The sequence below is a fragment of the Rahnella sp. ChDrAdgB13 genome, assembly GCF_017655185.1.
Taxonomy (GTDB): Bacteria; Pseudomonadota; Gammaproteobacteria; order Enterobacterales; family Enterobacteriaceae; genus Rahnella; species Rahnella contaminans.
On the sequence record NZ_JAEMGT010000011.1, the window covers coordinates 1 to 19,130 of the forward strand.

The 19,130-nt window shown below is 53.2% G+C and carries 21 protein-coding genes; 10 read left to right on the plus strand and 11 right to left on the minus strand.

The window, feature by feature from the left end; all coding sequences use genetic code 11:
• Window positions 1-96: 96 nt before the first annotated feature.
• The 7 genes from J8X26_RS04430 to J8X26_RS04460 all read right to left on the minus strand — a co-directional run bounded on the left by J8X26_RS04430 (window position 97) and on the right by J8X26_RS04460 (window position 4,938).
• The gene (locus tag J8X26_RS04430) at window positions 97-339 is read right to left on the minus strand and encodes a hypothetical protein (RefSeq protein WP_152325795.1); all 243 of its coding nucleotides are present in this window, start codon (window positions 337-339) and stop codon (window positions 97-99) included.
• Window positions 340-766: 427 nt separating this feature from the next.
• Window positions 767-970, minus strand: coding sequence for a hypothetical protein (locus tag J8X26_RS04435; RefSeq protein ID WP_104922452.1), 204 nt, complete (start codon window positions 968-970; stop codon window positions 767-769).
• Between the two features lie 167 nt (window positions 971-1,137).
• Window positions 1,138-2,109 carry a tRNA 5-methoxyuridine(34)/uridine 5-oxyacetic acid(34) synthase CmoB gene (gene cmoB / locus J8X26_RS04440; RefSeq protein ID WP_152325796.1) on the minus strand — a complete coding sequence of 324 codons (972 nt, stop codon included), beginning with the start codon at window positions 2,107-2,109 and terminating at the stop codon, window positions 1,138-1,140.
• Window positions 2,106-2,849 carry a carboxy-S-adenosyl-L-methionine synthase CmoA gene (cmoA, locus tag J8X26_RS04445; protein ID WP_152325797.1) on the minus strand — a complete coding sequence of 248 codons (744 nt, stop codon included), beginning with the start codon at window positions 2,847-2,849 and terminating at the stop codon, window positions 2,106-2,108. The genes cmoB and cmoA overlap by 4 nt, the downstream gene beginning before the upstream one ends.
• A gap of 115 nt (window positions 2,850-2,964) precedes the next feature.
• Complete coding sequence (locus J8X26_RS04450) at window positions 2,965-3,360, minus strand: MAPEG family protein (protein ID WP_152325798.1); 396 nt, start codon at window positions 3,358-3,360, stop codon at window positions 2,965-2,967.
• Window positions 3,361-3,469: 109 nt separating this feature from the next.
• Window positions 3,470-4,288, minus strand: coding sequence for a DUF72 domain-containing protein (locus tag J8X26_RS04455; RefSeq protein WP_208950255.1), 819 nt, complete (start codon window positions 4,286-4,288; stop codon window positions 3,470-3,472).
• Window positions 4,289-4,362: 74 nt separating this feature from the next.
• Window positions 4,363-4,938 carry a hydrolase gene (locus J8X26_RS04460; protein WP_208950256.1) on the minus strand — a complete coding sequence of 192 codons (576 nt, stop codon included), beginning with the start codon at window positions 4,936-4,938 and terminating at the stop codon, window positions 4,363-4,365.
• Window positions 4,939-5,276: 338 nt separating this feature from the next.
• On the opposite strand from J8X26_RS04460, the gene aspS reads away from it, so the two are divergent.
• The 6 genes from aspS to ruvB all read left to right on the plus strand — a co-directional run bounded on the left by aspS (window position 5,277) and on the right by ruvB (window position 10,636).
• Window positions 5,277-7,073, plus strand: coding sequence for an aspartate--tRNA ligase (aspS, locus tag J8X26_RS04465; protein WP_208950257.1), 1,797 nt, complete (start codon window positions 5,277-5,279; stop codon window positions 7,071-7,073).
• Window positions 7,073-7,519, plus strand: coding sequence for a dihydroneopterin triphosphate diphosphatase (gene nudB / locus J8X26_RS04470; RefSeq protein WP_152325802.1), 447 nt, complete (start codon window positions 7,073-7,075; stop codon window positions 7,517-7,519). The genes aspS and nudB overlap by 1 nt, the downstream gene beginning before the upstream one ends.
• Before the next feature lie 25 nt (window positions 7,520-7,544).
• A complete protein-coding gene (locus J8X26_RS04475) occupies window positions 7,545-8,288 on the plus strand; it encodes a YebC/PmpR family DNA-binding transcriptional regulator (RefSeq protein WP_152325803.1) in 744 nt (247 codons plus the stop codon).
• Between the two features lie 108 nt (window positions 8,289-8,396).
• A complete protein-coding gene (gene ruvC / locus J8X26_RS04480; protein WP_015696865.1) occupies window positions 8,397-8,918 on the plus strand; it encodes a crossover junction endodeoxyribonuclease RuvC in 522 nt (173 codons plus the stop codon).
• A gap of 87 nt (window positions 8,919-9,005) precedes the next feature.
• Entirely contained in the window at window positions 9,006-9,620 is a 615-nt protein-coding gene (ruvA, locus tag J8X26_RS04485; RefSeq protein ID WP_152325805.1) for a Holliday junction branch migration protein RuvA, read from the plus strand.
• 8 nt (window positions 9,621-9,628) lie between these two features.
• Entirely contained in the window at window positions 9,629-10,636 is a 1,008-nt protein-coding gene (ruvB, locus tag J8X26_RS04490) for a Holliday junction branch migration DNA helicase RuvB (protein WP_152325806.1), read from the plus strand.
• 77 nt (window positions 10,637-10,713) lie between these two features.
• Here the strand turns inward: ruvB and J8X26_RS04495 are convergent, their stop codons facing one another.
• From J8X26_RS04495 to J8X26_RS04510, 4 genes are all read right to left on the minus strand, one after another.
• A complete protein-coding gene (locus tag J8X26_RS04495) occupies window positions 10,714-11,112 on the minus strand; it encodes a fibronectin type III-like domain-contianing protein (RefSeq protein WP_244370338.1) in 399 nt (132 codons plus the stop codon).
• 289 nt (window positions 11,113-11,401) lie between these two features.
• The gene (locus J8X26_RS04500) at window positions 11,402-11,668 is read right to left on the minus strand and encodes a helix-turn-helix transcriptional regulator (protein WP_152325807.1); all 267 of its coding nucleotides are present in this window, start codon (window positions 11,666-11,668) and stop codon (window positions 11,402-11,404) included.
• A 73-nt stretch (window positions 11,669-11,741) separates the two neighbouring features.
• Window positions 11,742-11,912, minus strand: coding sequence for an ash family protein (locus J8X26_RS27870; RefSeq protein ID WP_256443880.1), 171 nt, complete (start codon window positions 11,910-11,912; stop codon window positions 11,742-11,744).
• Window positions 11,913-12,090: 178 nt separating this feature from the next.
• Window positions 12,091-12,996 (minus strand): LysR family transcriptional regulator, encoded by a 906-nt coding sequence (locus tag J8X26_RS04510; RefSeq protein ID WP_208950258.1) that lies wholly within the window; start codon window positions 12,994-12,996, stop codon window positions 12,091-12,093.
• Between the two features lie 115 nt (window positions 12,997-13,111).
• Here J8X26_RS04510 and J8X26_RS04515 point away from each other — a divergent pair, with 115 nt between their 5' ends.
• From J8X26_RS04515 to J8X26_RS04530, 4 genes are all read left to right on the plus strand, one after another.
• Window positions 13,112-13,906, plus strand: coding sequence for an SDR family NAD(P)-dependent oxidoreductase (locus tag J8X26_RS04515; protein ID WP_208950259.1), 795 nt, complete (start codon window positions 13,112-13,114; stop codon window positions 13,904-13,906).
• A 296-nt stretch (window positions 13,907-14,202) separates the two neighbouring features.
• Window positions 14,203-16,080, plus strand: a complete 1,878-nt coding sequence (gene bglF / locus J8X26_RS04520; protein ID WP_152325811.1) for a PTS beta-glucoside transporter subunit IIABC — start codon at window positions 14,203-14,205, stop codon at window positions 16,078-16,080.
• 22 nt (window positions 16,081-16,102) lie between these two features.
• Window positions 16,103-17,500, plus strand: a complete 1,398-nt coding sequence (locus tag J8X26_RS04525; protein ID WP_152325812.1) for a glycoside hydrolase family 1 protein — start codon at window positions 16,103-16,105, stop codon at window positions 17,498-17,500.
• A gap of 211 nt (window positions 17,501-17,711) precedes the next feature.
• Window positions 17,712-19,082 carry a carbohydrate porin gene (locus J8X26_RS04530; RefSeq protein ID WP_165058659.1) on the plus strand — a complete coding sequence of 457 codons (1,371 nt, stop codon included), beginning with the start codon at window positions 17,712-17,714 and terminating at the stop codon, window positions 19,080-19,082.
• Window positions 19,083-19,130: the final 48 nt, after the last annotated feature.

Below are 19,130 nucleotides of genomic sequence, written 5' to 3' on the forward strand. Positions count from 1 at the left end.
TTGAGGCAACTAATTGATTTAATGTTAATTTATAACCCCATCGAAATCTAAAATCATGCCATTTTGGCGGGGCTTTTTTTATACTTAATATCTCTGCTAGACGCGGTGTTTTTCGGAAGAGCCTGCTGCGGTTTCAATCAGCGTCACCAGATGTTCGATGGCGTCTTTTGTGGGATCCTGTTTATCGCTGTTCGCCGTATTACGGCGTAAAGACTCAACAACTTCCGTTTTTACATCGGGAAGATTTACCGAAATTGAAGCGATGCTGAATGCTATTGCAGCCTCCAGTGCCTGAGCGGTGCGCAGGAGAACATCCGGGTTTTCGTGTGAGTCGGACACTTTATAACCTTGTGGTTTGAATGGTTATAGGAGACTAGCATTTCCATTACATTTGGAAAGGGTGTCAGATCGAAAATTGGACAAATGTTGTCATTTAATCTGAAAAGTGTCAGCCCCAGGTGAGGTAAGCCACGCCAAACATGCCGGCTTTAACCACCAGACACATCACAAAGAGGCCTAAAACAATCACTGCACGATCAAAAAGGAATCGGATTCGCCGGCGCATACTTATCTCCGCGACAGGTTCGCGTTCTGATGAATAACTTTGGCCGAATTTATACACGAAACACTATGAATCAATCCAACGATAAAGTTTGAAAACAGGAAGCTTTACAAAGGCCTGGCGCACAGAGGCCGTCAGCCCTGATCTTAAGGCCGCAAAAGGTGGATAAATTCGGAAGATTTATGTCAGTCAGAAGTGTGCTGGCTACTTTTCGTAGAAGTTTTTAATTTTGATTGCGACATCGATATTGGCCCAGTGCAATTCGTTTTCCTGATGCAGACTGCTGCTGCCATCTTCCCAGGAAACGTAATATGAGACGATTTCCTTATCAGATTCAAACGTATTCATCACGGTGCCTTTGATATCGCCGGATCTGTGTTGAACGATACTGCCTTTAGGGAATTTCATACATCCTCCCAGAACGTTAACCACGATCTCTGTCAGAACAAACAGATAGCCATTCCGAAAGGTTAGACCTTTTTAATCCCGGATGTACAGCGCGAGGGGGCAGAAAGCCGGAGATAAATGCGGAGAAGGTTTCCGCCAGACAGTATACCTGGCGGAGAAAACAGGGTTTAAGGTTTGCGGGCGATAAGCAACGCGCGGCGCGGTGCCGGATAACCTTCAATAGTTTTCGTCGGATCGTTCGGGTCTAGGAATTCGGCCAGTGATTCACTGGTCATCCAGTCGGTACGGCGCTGTTCCTCAACCGTAGTGACGCTGACATCCGCGATACGCACATCTAAAAATCCGCATTTAACCAGCCAGTCTTTCAGCGCTTCGGCAGACGGAATAAAATAGATATTTCCCATCTGCGCGTAACGGTCGCCTGGCACCAGAATCTGCTGACTGTCACCTTCGACAACCAGCGTTTCCAGCACCAGTTCACCGCCACTGACCAGCTGGTTTTTCAGCTGATAAAGATGATCCAGCGGTGAACGTCGGTGATAAAGCACGCCCATCGAGAAAACAGTGTCAAACGCGTTCAGCTCAGGCAACTGCTCAATGCCCAGCGGCAGTAAATGTGCACGCTGATCGCCGCCCAGCAATTTACGTACGGCTTCAAACTGGCAGAGGAAAAGCTGCATCGGATCGATACCGACGGCCAGATGCGCGCCCGCGCCAATCATGCGCCACATGTGATAGCCGCTGCCGCAGCCGACGTCTAAAATTGTACGGCCTGCCAGAGAAGAGATGTGCGGAAGTACGCGATCCCATTTCCAGTCTGAACGCCATTCGGTATTGATTTCAACGTCATACAGCGAAAAAGGCCCTTTGCGCCATGGCATCATATTACGCAGCAGATTTTCAATTCCTTCGCGCTGACCGGCGGGCAGCGGGGTTTCCATATTGGCGGAAACGCTGTGCAGCAAATCCAGACGTTCAGGCTGTAACAGCGGCAGGCGGTCAACCGAGTTAAACCACAGCTTGAACTTACCGTGCAGCGACTCTTTCTGCCAGGCGGTCAGTTGCGAAGGCAGCGTATTGAGCCACGGGCTCAGCGGGCCTTTGGCAATCACGCGGTAAAAATCACCAAAATCAATCATTCTGCTTCCCCGGCTTTCACGGCAATCAGCGAGCCAAAGTTAAAGCACTGGAACCAGAGTTCAGTGTGCTGGAAACCAGCCTGATGCAGGCGCGCTTTGTGGGTTTCAACAGAATCGGTCAGCATCACGTTTTCCAGCATGCTGCGTTTCTGGCTGATTTCCAGTTCGCTGTAGCCGTTCGCACGTTTGAAGTCATGATGCATATTGAAGAGCAGTTCGCCGACGTCTTTGTCCGCGAAACTGAATTTCTCTGAAAGCACCAGCGCTGCTCCCGGGCGCATTCCCTGATAGACCTGATTCAGCAGGCGCTGACGATCGTCCGGTTCAAGAAATTGCAGGGTGAAATTGAGCACAACCATCGAGGCATTTTTGAGTTCGATATCCAGAATATCGGCTTCAATAACGTTAACCGGCGTATCGGCGCGGAAGGCGTCGATGTGGCGTCGGCAGCGTTCCACCATGGCGGGGGAATTGTCGACCGCAATGATTTCGCAACCCGAAACCTTGATATTGCGGCGCATCGACAGCGTAGCCGCACCAAGCGAGCATCCCAGATCATAGACATTCGTGTCGGGCTTAACAAAGCGCTCGGCGAGCATGCCAATCATCGAAATAATGTTGGAATAACCCGGTACAGAACGTTGGATCATATCGGGGAAAACTTCAGCAACGCGTTCATCGAACGTCCAGTCGCCCAGCTTATCTATCGGTGCAGAAAACAGCGTATCGTGCTTTGCCATAATGGTGAGTCGAACCAAAAAATTGAAGGGACAGAATTTTGAGGGCGAATTTTAGCAGATACTGAGGCGGGCAGATACCTGTGCGCGGCGCTGCCCGTAAAAAACGGCGGAAAAGCTAATCGAATGCCAGAAACTGGGACCACGGCAAATAGATGATATTCGCGATAACCATTAACACCAGCGAGATATAAGTGGCGGCCATGCCGCTGCGGCGCCAGGCGAATTCGCGGTGTTTTAAGCCGTAATAATGGAACAGCCGGCCGGTAATCAGCAGTAATCCGCAGGCATGAATCATCCAGACGCCGGCACCGTTCATTTCCATAAACAGCAGCAATAAACAGCCGATTGGCAGGTATTCGACGGCGTTGCCGTGAACGCGGATGGCGGTTTGCAATTCGTAGGAGCCGCCGTCGCCGGTGGCAATGCGGTACTGCATTCTCAGGCGTACGACATCGAAAGAGAGTTTGATCAAAAGTATGGCGGCAAGCACGACATATAACGCGCTAATCATGATGACTTCCTTGGTTATTCCCTGTGATCCGGTGGGGCAATGACCCGCTTCACTGCGCCATTATGATAGCGGCAAGACGCAAAACTGTCGTCAGACATTCACGAATAATTTAGAACAGTGCGTCCTGTTCCGGCCAGTCAGGTTCAGGCTGAACGGTCGGAATTTTAGCCCGCAGCAAGGGCCAGAGACTGCGCGCCTGTTGCGGTGCGTCGGTGCAGTCCGGCGTGTGGATAAACAGATAAGGAGAAAGCCCCTGGGTTTCCCACGCCGCAAGTTTGTCTGCCCACTGTGCGAACAGCGGCCTGTTATCGTCAAGAATATCACCGCCGATGAAACGCACGATTGGGTGCGTCGCGGTTACAACGGCATGCAGCGGCAGAACAGGTTTTTTTCGTTTGGCGTCAAGCACCGCTTCAGTCTGAGATTTCGAGCTGTGAACCGGACGGCTGTCGAGAATGGTGCGGTTGATCCCACGCTGATGTAACCCCTGATTCAGCGCACGCTCGGCATCGCCTTTGGCGAAAAAATCAGAATGGCGTACTTCAACGCCGTAATCAAAACCGGCGGGCAGGGCATCAAGAAATTGCCATAAACGCTCAAGATGCGCGGGTGCAAAAGTGGGCGGAAGCTGTAACCAGAGCTGCCCGATGCGTTCACCAAGCGGCTCCAGCGTGCGGTAAAACGTATCGACATCTTCCTGACAGTTCGCCAGTGCCGCTTTATGGCTGATGGATGACGGGAATTTAAAACAGAAACGGAAGGATTCAGGCGTCATATCGCGCCAGCGCATCACAACGTCCTGTTTCGGCAACGCATAAAATGTGGTGTTGCCTTCGACACAATTGAAATACCGGGCGTAATCAGCCAGATCGCGAAGCCCGATACGGGCCCAGGCGTTGTGGTGCCATTGCGGTAAACCAATATACATGCCGCGCTTCCTCTGTTTTTTCCATAAAAAACGCCGCCCGGCAGGCGGCGTCAGGGATATCCGGCAGGGTAACGTTACTGTGGCAGTGCGGCAAGCACTTCGGCGGTTGAACGTACGCGGCTGATGCGCGGGAAGATAAACTGCACGCTGGACTGATGATGGTCGTTGTTGTGCGCGCTGCAGGCATCTTCGGCGATCACCAGCTCATAGCCGTGTTCCCAGGCGTTACGGGCTGTGGATTCCACACCGATGTTGGTGGAAATGCCGGCCAGCACAATGCTTTTAATGCCACGGCGGCGCAGTTGTAAATCCAGATCTGTACCGTAGAACGCACCCCACTGGCGTTTAACCACCAGCAAGTCTTTGTCGGTGACGCCCAGTTGCTCCGGGAATTCCCACCAGCTCGCTGGCAGGCCGCCTTCCGGCGCGGCCGCAGGGACATCGACCGGCTGTTTCAGCGCTTCGTCAAAAGAGTCGGACCAGCCCACGCGCACCATTACCACCGGAGAGCCCAGTTTACGGAAACGGTTTGCCAGTTCAGTGGCGTTATCCAGAACCTGCTGCGCGGTATGCGGGCCGCTGGCAAACGGCAGAATGCCTTTCTGTAAATCGATCAGCACTAATGCAGTGGTTTTAGGGTCGAGTTTCATGGTGTTAGCTCCCGGTTATCAAAAGGGGTAAATAGAGGCAGGAATAATGAACTGCGTGTACAAAGGGGATAGCCGGAGTCTATGCTAACGCGTGGGTCAAAATGGGGATAATTTTGTTAAATTATGTGTAGCAAGCAACATGTGTGAATTTCCGCGCCAGCCTTGATGCGTTCGCACTTATCCTGCGGCGGAAATTCCTTTATAATAGCCGCCTTTTTTCGACCCGAATAAAACCCATTCCGCGCGCTGCACAGTTTTGCGGCGGGCGACCAGAGTGAATAACCGTTTCTGTACCTGTGCGCCATGAGGCCGGGTAGTGGGATCAAAAGGATACCGTTATGCGTACTGTATATTGTGGAAAGCTGAATGCGTCCAATGTGGGCCAGGAAGTGACATTGTGTGGCTGGGTTAACCGTCGCCGCGATTTGGGTGGTTTGATTTTCATCGATATGCGTGACCGCGAAGGTATCGTTCAGGTCTTCTTCGACCCGGATCAGGCCGAAGCCTACAAACTGGCTTCTGAACTGCGTAACGAGTTTTGCATTCAGTTAACCGGTACCGTCCGTGCGCGTCCTGAAAGCCAGTTCAACAAAGACATGGCGACCGGTGAAGTGGAAGTGTTCGCTAACCAGCTGAACATCATCAACCGTTCAGAAGCGCTGCCGCTGGACTCCAATCACGTCAACACTGAAGAAGCGCGTCTGAAATACCGCTATCTGGATCTGCGTCGCCCCGAGATGGCTAACCGCCTGAAAGCGCGTGCAAAAATTACCAGTTTCGTGCGTCGTTTCATGGACAGCCATGACTTCCTCGACATTGAAACCCCGATGCTGACCAAAGCCACACCGGAAGGCGCGCGTGACTATCTGGTGCCAAGCCGTGTGCATAAAGGCAAATTCTACGCTTTGCCGCAGTCTCCTCAGCTGTTCAAACAGCTGCTGATGATGTCCGGTTTTGATCGCTATTATCAGATTGTTAAATGCTTCCGTGACGAAGATTTACGTGCTGACCGTCAGCCGGAATTCACCCAGATCGACGTGGAAACCTCTTTCATGAGCGCTGAGCAAGTGCGCGAAGTGATGGAGAAACTGGCCCGCGAACTGTGGCAGGAAATCAAAGGCGTGGATCTGGGCGATTTCCCGGTCATGACCTTTGCAGAAGCCATGCGTCGTTTCGGTTCAGACAAACCGGACCTCCGTAACCCGATGGAAATGGTTGATGTTGCTGACCTGATGAAAAACATCGAGTTCAAAGTGTTCGCTGATCCGGCTAACGATCCGAAAGGCCGTGTAGCGGCATTACGCGTTCCGGGCGGTGCCTCCCTGAGCCGTAAGCAAATTGATGAGTACGCGAAATTCATCGAAATCTACGGCGCGAAAGGCCTGGCTTACATCAAAGTCAACGAAGTGGCGAAAGGTCTGGAAGGTATTCAGAGCCCGGTTGCCAAATTCCTGAATGAAGAATTGCTGTCCGCCCTGATCGAACGTACCGGCGCGCAAGACGGTGACATGATCCTCTTCGGCGCAGCCAGCGCGAAGATTGTGACCGACGCAATCGGCGCACTGCGTCTGAAAGTAGGTCGCGATCTGAAAATCACCAACGAAGACATGTGGGCTCCGCTGTGGGTTATCGACTTCCCGATGTTTGAAGACACCGACGAAGGCGGCCTGAGCGCCATGCACCACCCGTTCACAGCACCGAAAGAGATGACGGCGCAGGAACTGGCGGCAAACCCGGTTTCCGCAATCGCGAATGCCTACGACATGGTCATCAACGGCTACGAAGTGGGTGGCGGCTCTGTGCGTATTCACCGCAGCGAAATGCAGCAGACCGTGTTCAGCATTCTGGGTATTAACGAACATGAACAGCGCGAGAAATTCGGCTTCCTGCTCGACGCCCTGAAATACGGTACACCGCCACATGCCGGTCTGGCATTTGGTCTGGATCGTCTGGTTATGCTTCTGACCGGTACGGATAACATCCGTGACGTTATCGCTTTCCCGAAAACCACGGCAGCGGCCTGTCTGATGACCGAAGCACCAAGCTTCGCGAATCCGGCCTCTTTACTGGAGCTCGGTATTGCGGTTGTTGCGAAAAAAGAAGTGACGCCAGACACAAATACTGAGAATAACTAATGAGCTATAAGCGTCCTGAGTCGATACTGTGCGTCATCTACGCCAGAAACACCGGCAGGGTGCTGATGCTCCAACGAAAGGATGACCCGAATTTCTGGCAGTCGGTGACCGGTAGCCTGGAAGGCGGGGAATCCCCGAATCAAACCGCGCAGCGTGAAGTGATGGAAGAGGTCGGAATCGACATCGCAGGTGAAAACCTGCCTCTTCAGGATTGTGACCGTTGCGAGGACTTTGAAATATTTGCGCATTTGCGCCATCGCTATGCTCCCGGCGTAACCCGTAATAAAGAACATTGGTTCTGTCTGGCGTTACCCGACGAGCGTGATGTGGTTCTTACCGAACATCATGCGTTCCGGTGGCTGGGAAAAGCGGAAGCGGCAGCGCTGACCGTCTCCCCGAGCAACCAGCAGGCGATTGAAGAATTTGTAAACTATTCGGTCTGTTAAGACTTTAGACTTTTTGGAGATATTTATGGCAGGTCACAGTAAGTGGGCCAACACCAAGCACCGCAAAGCGGCGCAAGATTCTAAACGTGGCAAAATCTTCACCAAAATCATTCGTGAGCTGGTTACCGCTGCACGTCTGGGCGGCGGCGATGCGGGTTCAAACCCACGTCTGCGCGCTGCAATTGATAAAGCACTGTCCAACAACATGACCCGCGATACCCTGAACCGTGCCATTGCGCGTGGCGTCGGTGGTGACGAAGACACCAACATGGAAACCATCATTTATGAAGGTTACGGCCCGGGTGGTTCTGCAATCATGGTCGAATGTCTGAGTGACAACCGCAACCGTACCGTGGCTGAAGTGCGTCATGCCTTCACCAAAACCGGCGGTAATCTGGGCACTGACGGTTCCGTTGCGTACCTGTTCTCCAAGAAAGGCGTGATTTCTTTCGCACCAGGTCTGGATGAAGATGTGCTGATGGAAGCCGCACTGGAAGCGGGTGCAGAAGATATCCAGTCTTACGACGATGGCGCCATCGATGTGTTCACAGCCTGGGAAAATCTGGGCGAAGTGAAAGACGCACTGGAAGCTGCCGGTTTCAAAGCAGATTCCGCAGAAGTCACCATGATCCCATCGACCAAAGCCGACATGGATGCAGAAACTGCACCAAAACTGTTGCGCCTGATCGACATGCTGGAAGATTGTGACGACGTACAAGAGGTTTACCACAACGGTGAAATCTCCGACGAGATCGCAGAAACTCTGTAATCTCACCGCAGCCGGTGGTCTCCACCGGCTGGCTATTCTCAAATCCCTCAGCAGTTTATACTGTCCCCAACTTTCTCAAAAAACGACAACACAAGGCGTTGAGCTGCTATGGCTATTATTCTGGGGATCGACCCCGGTTCACGCATCACCGGCTATGGCATTATCCGCCAGACAGGGCGTCAGCTGAGTTATCTGGGCAGCGGCTGCATCCGTACCGTCGTTGACGATATGCCGGGGCGTTTGAAATTAATTTACGCCGGCGTATCGGAAATTATTACGCAGTTCCAGCCTGACTTTTTTGCCATCGAATCCGTATTCATGGCGAAGAATGCGGATTCCGCGTTAAAGCTCGGGCAGGCGCGTGGCGCAGCGATTGTAGCCGCAGTGAATCAGGATTTGCCGGTGTTCGAATACGCCGCGCGGCAGGTGAAACAAACAGTTGTCGGCACAGGCGCAGCTGAGAAATCGCAGGTGCAGCATATGGTGCGTTCTATCCTGAAACTGCCCGCCAATCCGCAGGCCGATGCCGCCGATGCACTGGCGATTGCGATTACGCATTGTCACATGAGCCAGAATGCGATCCGGCTGAGTTCTGATAAATTGCAGATGGCGCGCGGACGTATGCGATAGACGCCGCAAGTCCATTAGGCTGGATATTCATCCAGCCTTTTTTATGATATAAACACTGCTGCTTTTGACCTGATAAGGAAAACGAACGTGATAGGCAGACTTCGAGGCATTATTCTGGAAAAACAGCCACCTCTGGTGCTGCTGGAAACCAACGGCGTGGGCTATGAAGTGCATATGCCGATGACCTGTTTTTACGAATTGCCCGAACTGGGTCAGGAAGCCATCCTCTTCACGCAATTTATTGTTCGCGAAGATGCCCAACTGCTTTACGGGTTCAATGATAAACAAGAGCGCGCGCTGTTCCGGGAACTGATCAAAGTGAACGGCGTCGGGCCAAAACTGGCGCTGGCAATCCTGTCAGGCATGTCGGCACAGCAGTTCGTCAGCGCAGTGGAAAAGGAAGAAATCACTGCCTTAATTAAGTTACCTGGCGTCGGTAAGAAAACCGCAGAACGCCTGGTCGTCGAAATGAAAGATCGGTTTAAAGGATTAAACGGTGATCTATTTAACAATCATACTGATATCACGCTACCTGCATCGGCGTCGAAAGCGAAAGAATCTGATGCCGAAGGTGAAGCAGTAGCCGCCCTGATATCCCTCGGATACAAACCGCCGGAAGCCAGCCGCATGATCAGTAAAGTGGCGAAACCGGGTGCAGAATCCGAAACGTTGATTAGAGAAGCGCTGCGCGCGGCGCTGTGAGGTAAACGATGATTGAAGCTGACCGCCTGATTTCTTCTGAAGTGTTTAGTGAAGAAGAGGTCATTGACCGTGCGATCCGCCCGAAGCTGCTTAACGAATATGTCGGGCAGCCCCACGTGCGCTCGCAGATGGAAATCTTTATTCAGGCGGCAAAGCAACGCAAAGATGCACTCGATCACCTGCTGATTTTCGGGCCGCCGGGGCTGGGTAAAACCACGCTGGCGAACATTGTTGCCAACGAAATGGGCGTGAATCTGCGCACGACTTCCGGGCCGGTGCTGGAAAAAGCCGGTGATCTGGCCGCGATGCTGACCAATCTCGAACCTCACGACGTACTGTTTATCGATGAAATCCACCGCCTCTCGCCGGTTGTCGAAGAAATTCTGTATCCGGCGATGGAAGATTATCAGCTGGATATCATGATTGGCGAAGGCCCGGCGGCGCGTTCCATCAAGCTTGATTTACCCCCGTTCACCCTGATTGGTGCCACGACGCGCGCCGGTTCCCTGACGTCTCCGCTGCGTGACCGTTTCGGTATTGTGCAGCGTCTGGAATTTTATCAGGTCGCCGATTTGCAGCATATCGTCGGGCGCAGTGCGTCCTGCCTCGGGCTGGAATTGTCGGAAGAAGGGGCGCATCAGATTGCCCGCCGCTCGCGTGGCACGCCGCGTATTGCCAACCGCCTGCTGCGCCGCGTGCGTGATTTTGCCGAAGTGAAAGGCGACGGTACGATCAACGGTGATGTAGCAAATGGCGCGCTGGACATGCTGGACGTTGATGCGGAAGGTTTCGATTATATGGACCGCAAACTGCTGCTGGCGATTATCGATAAATTCACCGGCGGGCCGGTAGGGCTGGATAATTTAGCTGCCGCAATTGGCGAAGAACGTGAAACGATAGAAGACGTGATCGAACCGTTCCTGATCCAACAGGGCTTTATCCAGCGAACGCCGCGCGGACGTATGGCAACCAACCACGCGTATAAGCATTTCGGCATTACGCGGGATACTGAATAACAGCCTATCTGAACCCTGTAAAAACGGACGCTGAAGCGTCCGTTTTGCTTTCTGATTTTGTGATCTGCGAGTAGCCTTTACTGATTCACCTCACACCGGCTGACCATCCGCCAGTTACGCGGCAATTCCCGCACTTTTCCGGCCAGTGTCACCTTACCGTTAGCGCGAATATCAGCGCTGGAAGCCCCGACCTGAACGTCAATAAAGCCCGGCTCAACGATGTGTTTGTGCGCGGCGTTGGTGAAATTCAGCATGTCGGTTGGAATACTGAAATTCAGCGTGGCGGTTTCTCCGACGTTCAGTTCAACGCGCTGGAATGCTTTCAGTTCGTGCACCGGCCGCACCAGAGAAGCCACGCAGTCGCGCAGATAAACCTGAACCACTTCGCTGCCTGCTCGCGAACCGCTATTGGTTATCTGAATCTGTACGGAAATTTCGCCGTTTTCGATGACGACTGGCTGCTGATTTAGCTGCAAATCGTGATACCGGAACGTGGTGCCGCTCAGCCCGTAACCAAACGGGTATTTCGCGCCGAAATGGAATGCAATCGGCGTCCCGCCACTTTACGTTTTTTGATTTTGTTTTTTTATTTGTGAACGGGATCAAACAGAATGAGGCCTGGCCGGCAAAAGCCCGCAGCGAACGGTATGCGGTCTCTTGCGAATGGATGGAAACCTTTGCGGTAACGGCATGAATATTTAAAAATTCGCCGGTCTGAGACTCTTCAAAATGCGGTGAAAGCCAGGCTCCCACCGCTGTTACGGATTAACTCTCCGCTTTAGGGTTCCGCAATTTAGGAACAACCAACTCCCCGTTGGCATTGTAATAACGGCTTGGCCAGATTTCCCACGCCGGAACGCCGATCATTGCCGCAATAATCAACTCACCTTTGGGCCAGCGTCGCGACAGCGTATTGGACAGGGTTGATGCGCCCAGTCCGGAATCACGCGAGAGTGCCGTCAGCGTTGAGCCTTTTTTGCGAATTGCAGCGATAATATCGGCGGGATGCCAGTCTTCACGGGTGTTCTTCATATGCTCTCTCCGTAACAAACGGGAGCATAAACCAACAGTGGGGGAGGAAGTAATGCCTGCCTTGGCTTGTCGTTCATGGTTCATTGTCCAGTAGTTTAATGTTACAGCGACCACCGGAGTTGAGAATCTCACTGGTGGTAGCCCTGACGGGGTTCTCAACACCGGTTCTACTGGATACCGGCCTGACCGTAGTCAGCCCCGCCTGAGCCACCATTGAGATATTGCTTGTTGTTTGTACAGGCAATAGGCATGCGCAGACTCAAACGTGAAATGCACTTATGCACTCCATGTCGCCAGTAAACATTCAGGTTGAGAATCCTGGTTACGGATTTTGCCGTAACGGGGGAATTATAACGTAACGGCTTACGTGTACCAACACCGCATTAGGAGTGCCTTTAAATTCTTGACGTTAAATGAGCGAATTAGTGATCCCGCAGCGGTAAACGAAAGCTGCTGATCACGGCTTTTAACGCCGCAGAAAGCTGGCGGTGACCGGGATAATAGAGAAAGAAACCGGGAAACGTGACCGACCAGTCTTCGAGCACGCGGATAAGCAAACCCTGTGCGACCAGCGCGTCATGTTCCGGGCTGCGGGCTGTGTAGACCAACCCGATCCCGTCGAGAGCGAGGCGAGTCATCATCGTTACGCTGTCGACAATCAGCGGGCCGCGGACCGGCACCGCAATTTGTTTACCTTCTTTTTCAAATTCCCATCGATACAACGCACCGCCGGTAATTTCCCGTCGCCCGATGCAGGCGTGATGTTGCAAATCGGCTGGTGAGAGCGGTTTCGCATGCCGCGCGAAATATTCAGGCGAGCCGTAAACCGCCGAATGAAAATCGGACGTCAGGCGAACCGCACTCATATCCTGCTGAACGTCGCCGCGGATACGCACTCCGGCATCAAATCCTTCAGTAACGATATCCACGAAACCGTCGTTGGTGGCCAGTTCCAGCCGGATGTCCGGGAAATCCAGATTAAATTGCTTCAGCTGCGGCATAAAAACGAGATCTGCCGCAATGCGCGGCGTATTGATGCGCACCGTGCCTTGCGGAGTTTCCCTGAAGGTATTCACTTTCTCAACCGCACCGGCAATCGCCGCAAACGCAGGCGCAATTTCGGCCAGCAGCGCAATCCCCGCTTCGGTCGGCGAAACGGTACGCGTGGTGCGGTTCAGTAACCGTACGCCCAGCCGTTCTTCCAGCGCGCGTAAAGAATGGCTGAGGGTGGATGGGGTTAAATTCAGCCGCGCCGCCGCCTTACGGAAGCTTTTTTCTTCTGCCACGGCGACAAAGGCGGTCAGTTCACCCAGTTCGTTAGTCCGCATTTCTTTTCTCATTGATGAATATGAACCAGTAAATCATGCGATATAAGACGGCTTATCCACAACAATTAATCCTCTTATAGTCAGGTTCTGGTCAACATATTTCTCAGAGGTTTCTATGTCACAGCAATCACATCTTCATATTCAGCCCCTTCGTCTGCATAACCGCGTGGCGCTGGTCACTGGCGGAGGCAGCGGAATTGGCCGTGCCGCGGCGCTGGCTTTCTCACGCGACGGCGCAAAAGTGGTGGTCGCCGGGCGTCGTGAGGCGGAACTTTTGCAAACCGTTGCGCTGATCCATGAACAGGGCGGCGACGCGCTGGCGGTGCCGGCAGACGTTTCAGATAGCGCGCAGGTTCAACATATGATTGCGGAAACGCTGGCGCATTTCGGGCGTCTGGACGCGGCGTTTAATAATGCCGGTGTCGAAGGTTTTGCGCCGGTCAATGAAATGACGGAAGCCGAATTCGACCGCGTGATCGCCATCAATCTGAAAGGCGTCTGGCTGTCCGTGAAATATGAACTGGAGGCGATGGTGGCCGCAGGTCACGGCGGCGCGATTGTGAATACGTCCTCGTGGCTGGCGCACGGTGCGAGTTTCGGGTCTGCGGCTTATTCCGCCAGCAAGGGCGGTCTGGATGCCATGATCCGCGCCATTGCGCTGGAAACCGGCGCGCATAAAATCCGTATCAACAACGTGAATCCAGGCATTATCGATACGCCGATGGCACGACGGATGGGCGCGAATGAAGAGATGCTCAGGCCGTTTATTCAGCTGACACCGGCAGGGCGCGTGGGCGAATCCGACGACGTGGGCGACGTTGTTGCGTGGCTGTGCAGCGACGAAGCGCGGTTTGTCACCGGGCAAAATCTGCTGGTAGACGGCGGATTCACCATCGCCGGTCTGCGCTAGTTTGCCGGAGATGCTCAGGGACGAGCCTCCTTCAGCACAAAGTCTGAAGCCGATCACAGTTTCGTCACACGGCTGATATTACGACTTGTTTCTGTCAACGATTCGCCCGAGAATCCGTTGCAGAAAGCAGGATTGTTACTGTCTGACAGGCAAAACCTAAACTTCTCGTTTCTTCGCATGCCGCGAAGAGACCGGACGTTTAGGTTTTTTTTTGGCCTGAATTCAGGGGCCGGCCGCCCCTTTGAAATACAACGGCAATGTCGTGCACGACGCCATTACTCTGATGAGATAACACCATGGAATACAAAACATTAGCCGACGAAATTCTCCGCGGAGTGGGCGGAAAGGAAAACGTGAACAGCGTGGTGCATTGTGCCACCCGTTTACGGTTCAAGCTTAAAAACATCAGTAAAGCGGATGCCGAAGGATTAAAAAAGAACCCCGGCGTCATTATGGTGGTGGAAAGCGGTGGCCAGTTTCAGGTCGTGATCGGCAACCACGTCGGCGCGGTCTATGACGCTTTAGTGCGCGGCAGCGCACTTTCGGAAAGCGGCGATGAAGAAGAGGGGCAGGATAAAGGCAATCTGTTCGCCCGCGCCATTGACGTCATTTCCGGTATTTTCACCCCGTTTATCGGCATCATGGCCGCGTCAGGGATCCTGAAAGGGTTTCTGTCACTGGCGCTGGCCTGCGGCTGGCTGAATCCGGAAAGCGGCACGTATAAAGTCTGGTTCGCCGCCAGCGACGCCATGTTTTACTTCTTCCCGCTGGTGATCGGCTATACCGCCGGGAAAAAATTCGGCGGCAATCCGTTTGTAACGATGATGATTGGCGGCGCGATGGTGCATCCGCTGATGACGGCGGCATTTAACGCTCAGCAGCCGGGTGTACCGTCTGAACATTTCTTTGGCATACCGCTGGTTTTCATCAACTACGCCTCATCGGTTATTCCGGTGATCCTCGCTGCGTGGGCCTCCAGCTGGATGGAAAAACGTCTGATGAAACTACTGCCGGGTTCCCTGCGCAATTTCATTACGCCGCTTATCTGCCTGATGGTAATTGTCCCGCTGACCTTCCTCCTCATCGGGCCGGTCGCGACCTGGGCCAGCCAGCAACTTGCTAACGGCTATCAGTTTATCTATCACATCAGCCCGGCCATCGCGGGGGCCTTTATGGGTGGCCTGTGGCAAGTCTGTGTGATCTTCGGTCTGCACTGGGGGCTGGTGCCGCTGATGATCAACAACTTCAGCATTCTGGGCCACGACACCATGCTGCCGCTGCTATTACCGGCCGTGATGGGGCAGGTTGGCGCTGTAATCGGCGTGATGTTGCGTGCTAAAGACGCGCGTACCAAAGCACTGGCGGGTTCAGCGGTCAGCGCCGGGATTTTCGGTATCACAGAACCGGCGGTTTACGGCATTAACCTGCCACGCCGCCGTCCGTTTATTTTCGGCTGCGTCGGCGGCGCGCTGGGCGCGGCAATCCTCGGTTATTTCCAGACTACCGCGTACTCGTTCGGCTTCGCTAACATCTTCACTTTCACGCAGATCATTCCACCGACGGGTTTTGACCAGACGGTTACCGCCGCGATCGCCGGCACCGTTTTTGCCCTCGCGTTTGCCGCTCTGGCAACGTTCTTCTTCGGGATGAATGAAGAAGCGAAAGCGGGTGAAACGGCCGATAGTGTCTCGCCGGCTTCCGTCCAGGCGCCGCGTGGCAAAACCCTGGTGGCCAGCCCGATTGCAGGTATCTGCGTGGCGCTTGAAGATGTGAAAGATCCGACATTTGCCAGCGGTTTGCTGGGTAAAGGCGTAGCGATTATTCCGTCCGCGGGCCGTGTCGTTTCGCCGGTCAACGGCACCGTGGTTTCCCTGTTCAAAACCCATCACGCTATCGGAATTGAATCAGAAGACGGCGCGGAAATCCTGATCCACGTCGGTATCGATACCGTGAAGCTTGATGGCAAATTCTTCACGCCGCACGTGGCAGCAGACACCGTCGTGAAGCAGGGTGATTTGCTGCTGGAGTTCGACACCCAGGGCATTGCCGATGCCGGTTACGACCTGACTACGCCTGTACTTATCACCAACAGCGACGATTATCTCGACGTCATTCCGGCCTGCACGGGTCAGGACGTCGGCGAACAAGCTTTATTACTTACCCTTTTACGATAACAGTCAGAACCAGGAGATTCACATGAGCAAGCAATTCCCGAAGGAATTCTTATGGGGCGGCGCAGTCGCAGCTAATCAGGTTGAAGGCGCGTACCTGACCGACGGTAAAGGATTGTCCACCTCTGACCTGCAACCGCAGGGCGTTTTCGGCCCGGTGCAGGAGCGCGTGGAAGGCGATTTTGGCATCAAAGATGTGGCGATTGATTTTTACCATCGTTATCCGGAAGACATGAAACTGTTCGCCGAAATGGGATTCACCGTGCTGCGAACTTCTATTGCCTGGACACGTATTTTCCCGGAAGGCGACGAACTGCACCCGAACGAAGCCGGTCTGGCATTCTACGACCGCCTGTTTGATGAAATGGCAAAATACGGCATCACGCCGCTGGTGACGCTTTCCCATTACGAAATGCCGTACGGCATCGTGAAAAAACACGGCGGCTGGGGCAGCCGGGATACCATCGGTTTCTTCGAGAATTACGCCCGCACCGTGTTCACGCGTTACAAAGATAAAGTGAAACACTGGCTGACGTTCAACGAAATCAACATGTCGCTGCACGCGCCGTTTACCGGTGTCGGATTGCCGGAAGGCAGCAGCAAACAGGCGATTTATCAGGCCATTCATCATCAGCTGGTGGCGAGTGCCAAAGCAGTGAAAGCCTGTCATGAAATCATTCCTGACGGCAAAATCGGTAACATGCTGCTGGGCGGAATGCTCTATCCGCTGACCTGCAAACCGGCTGATATGATGGAAACGCTGCAACAAAACCGCGACTGGTTATTCTTTGGTGACGTTCAGGTACGTGGCGCGTATCCGGCGTATATGAAACGTTTCTTTAAAGATCGCGGTATGGAAATAAACATTACTGCTGAAGACAAAATAGCGCTGAAAGAAACGGTCGACTTTATTTCCTTCAGTTATTACATGACCGGTTGTGTAACCACGGATGCAGAACAAAATATTAAAGCACGTGCCAATATATTAAATATGGTGCCGAATCCGCATCTGAAAAGTTCCGAATGGGGCTGGCAGATTGATCCGGAAGGTTTGCGGTTCTTAATGAATGAATTATATGACCGCTACCAGAAGCCGTTATTTATTGTTGAGAATGGTCTGGGTGCCCGCGATAAAGTCGAAGCGGACGGCAGCATTAATGATGATTACCGCATTGAGTATATCAATGACCATCTGGTGCAGGTGCGCGAAGCCATTGAAGACGGTGTGGAAGTCATGGGCTACACCAGCTGGGGGCCTATCGACCTGGTCAGCGCATCGAAAGCCGAATTCTCCAAACGCTACGGTTATATCTATGTCGACCGCGACGACCAGGGCAATGGCACGCTGGAACGCCGCCGCAAGAAAAGCTTCTTCTGGTATGCCGACGTGATTAAAACTCATGGTGCTTCTTTAAAAGCGTAAATAAACAAACCGTAATCCGGTGGCCTGAATGAGCAGGCCACTTCATACCGAACCTCAATTAATAATGCGAAATTTCACCCGCAGGGCAATCTGTGCCTGCGGGAAGGAGTTCGAATAACAATAAAAAGATAATCAATAATTCGAAGGGAATGTAATGATGAAATTTTCTCAGATTTCTGTATTACCTGCACATAATAATTCCGGGCATAAAATGCGACCCGCAGTTCGTTCATATCATAAATATTTCGCGCTGGCCGTTTGTCTGGCGGGCGCAGGGATCCAACCGGCACTGGCCGCCAGCGACTGGAACGGAACCGTGCTCGGCTTTGAAGCACCCGGCGAAGGGATGCTCGGAGACATGCTGGGGATCCGGCCCATTCTTGAAGACCACGGTTTCCATTATCAGCTCGGTTACCTGAGCGAATCTTCCTACAACGCGGGCGGCGGTTATAACCACGATAAAAAACTGGCGTACATCGACCAGTTCTCGCTGACGTTTACGCAGGATCTGGAAATGTACACCGGCATTCCGGATGCGGCGATTGAAGGGAACATTGTTAACCGTAACCATGATGACAACCTGACGTCCGAACGTACGCAAGATCCGCGTGTGGGTTTTAACGATATCGCGCAGGAAAGCTGGGGAGGGCAGTCGATTACGCGTCTGGGCTGGCTGACCTTCAGTCGCAGTTTTGATGACCGCAAACTGCACTGGCGCATCGGCATGATGAACAAGAATCAGGATTTCGATCAGATTATCCCGTGCGATTTCCAGTTGCTCAGTCAGTGCGGCGGCAAATCTGCTAACTCGATGACCTGGTACAACTGGAACAAACATTACTGGGGCACCACATTCCAGTACAAACTGACGGACAGCCTGACGCTGAAAACCGGCATCATGGAACAAAACCCGGACGCGTCAGATAGAAAATACGCCTGGAGCGGTTCGCTGAAAGGCGCTCGCGGGATTTTGCTGCCGATGGAAGCCGAACTGAAAACCAAGGTCAACGGTTTGCCGGGCATTTATAACTTCGGACTGCTGTACACCAACTCGCCGCAGAAGGATCTTTCTGAGGGGAAAACGCAAAGCGTCGGCGCCAGCGACCCGGAAGGTTATCGTTCCCACAGCAGCACCTGGTTTATGTACACCGGTTTCAACCAGCAGGTGACGCAGCGTGGCGATGATCCGAACCGCGGCATGAGCGTGTCATACAGTCTCGGTCTGGCCGACCCGCGCAGCAACGCCATGCATTACACGCAGGCGGCGTCCATGCGTTATCGCGGTCTGTTCGATGCGCGCCCTGACGACTGGCTGGGTTTTGGTATGACGTACATTAAAATGAGCGACCACTACCGGCAGAATCAGGAAAACCTGAACGCCATTTATCAGGTGGATGATTACGGCAATCCGTTGTACACGCCGCTGTCCGGGCATTCGGTTAATGCCGATTTGTACTATCAGATCAAAGTGCGTTCATGGCTTATCCTGCAACCTGATTTGCAATACTGGTACCGTCCGGGTGGCGTGAAAGAAACGCAGGACGCCTGGGTGACAGGGCTGAAAGCCATTGTCACTTTCTGAGTGCGGGCATGGCCGGAGAGCCGGGATCGTTATCACGCTTTTTCAGTA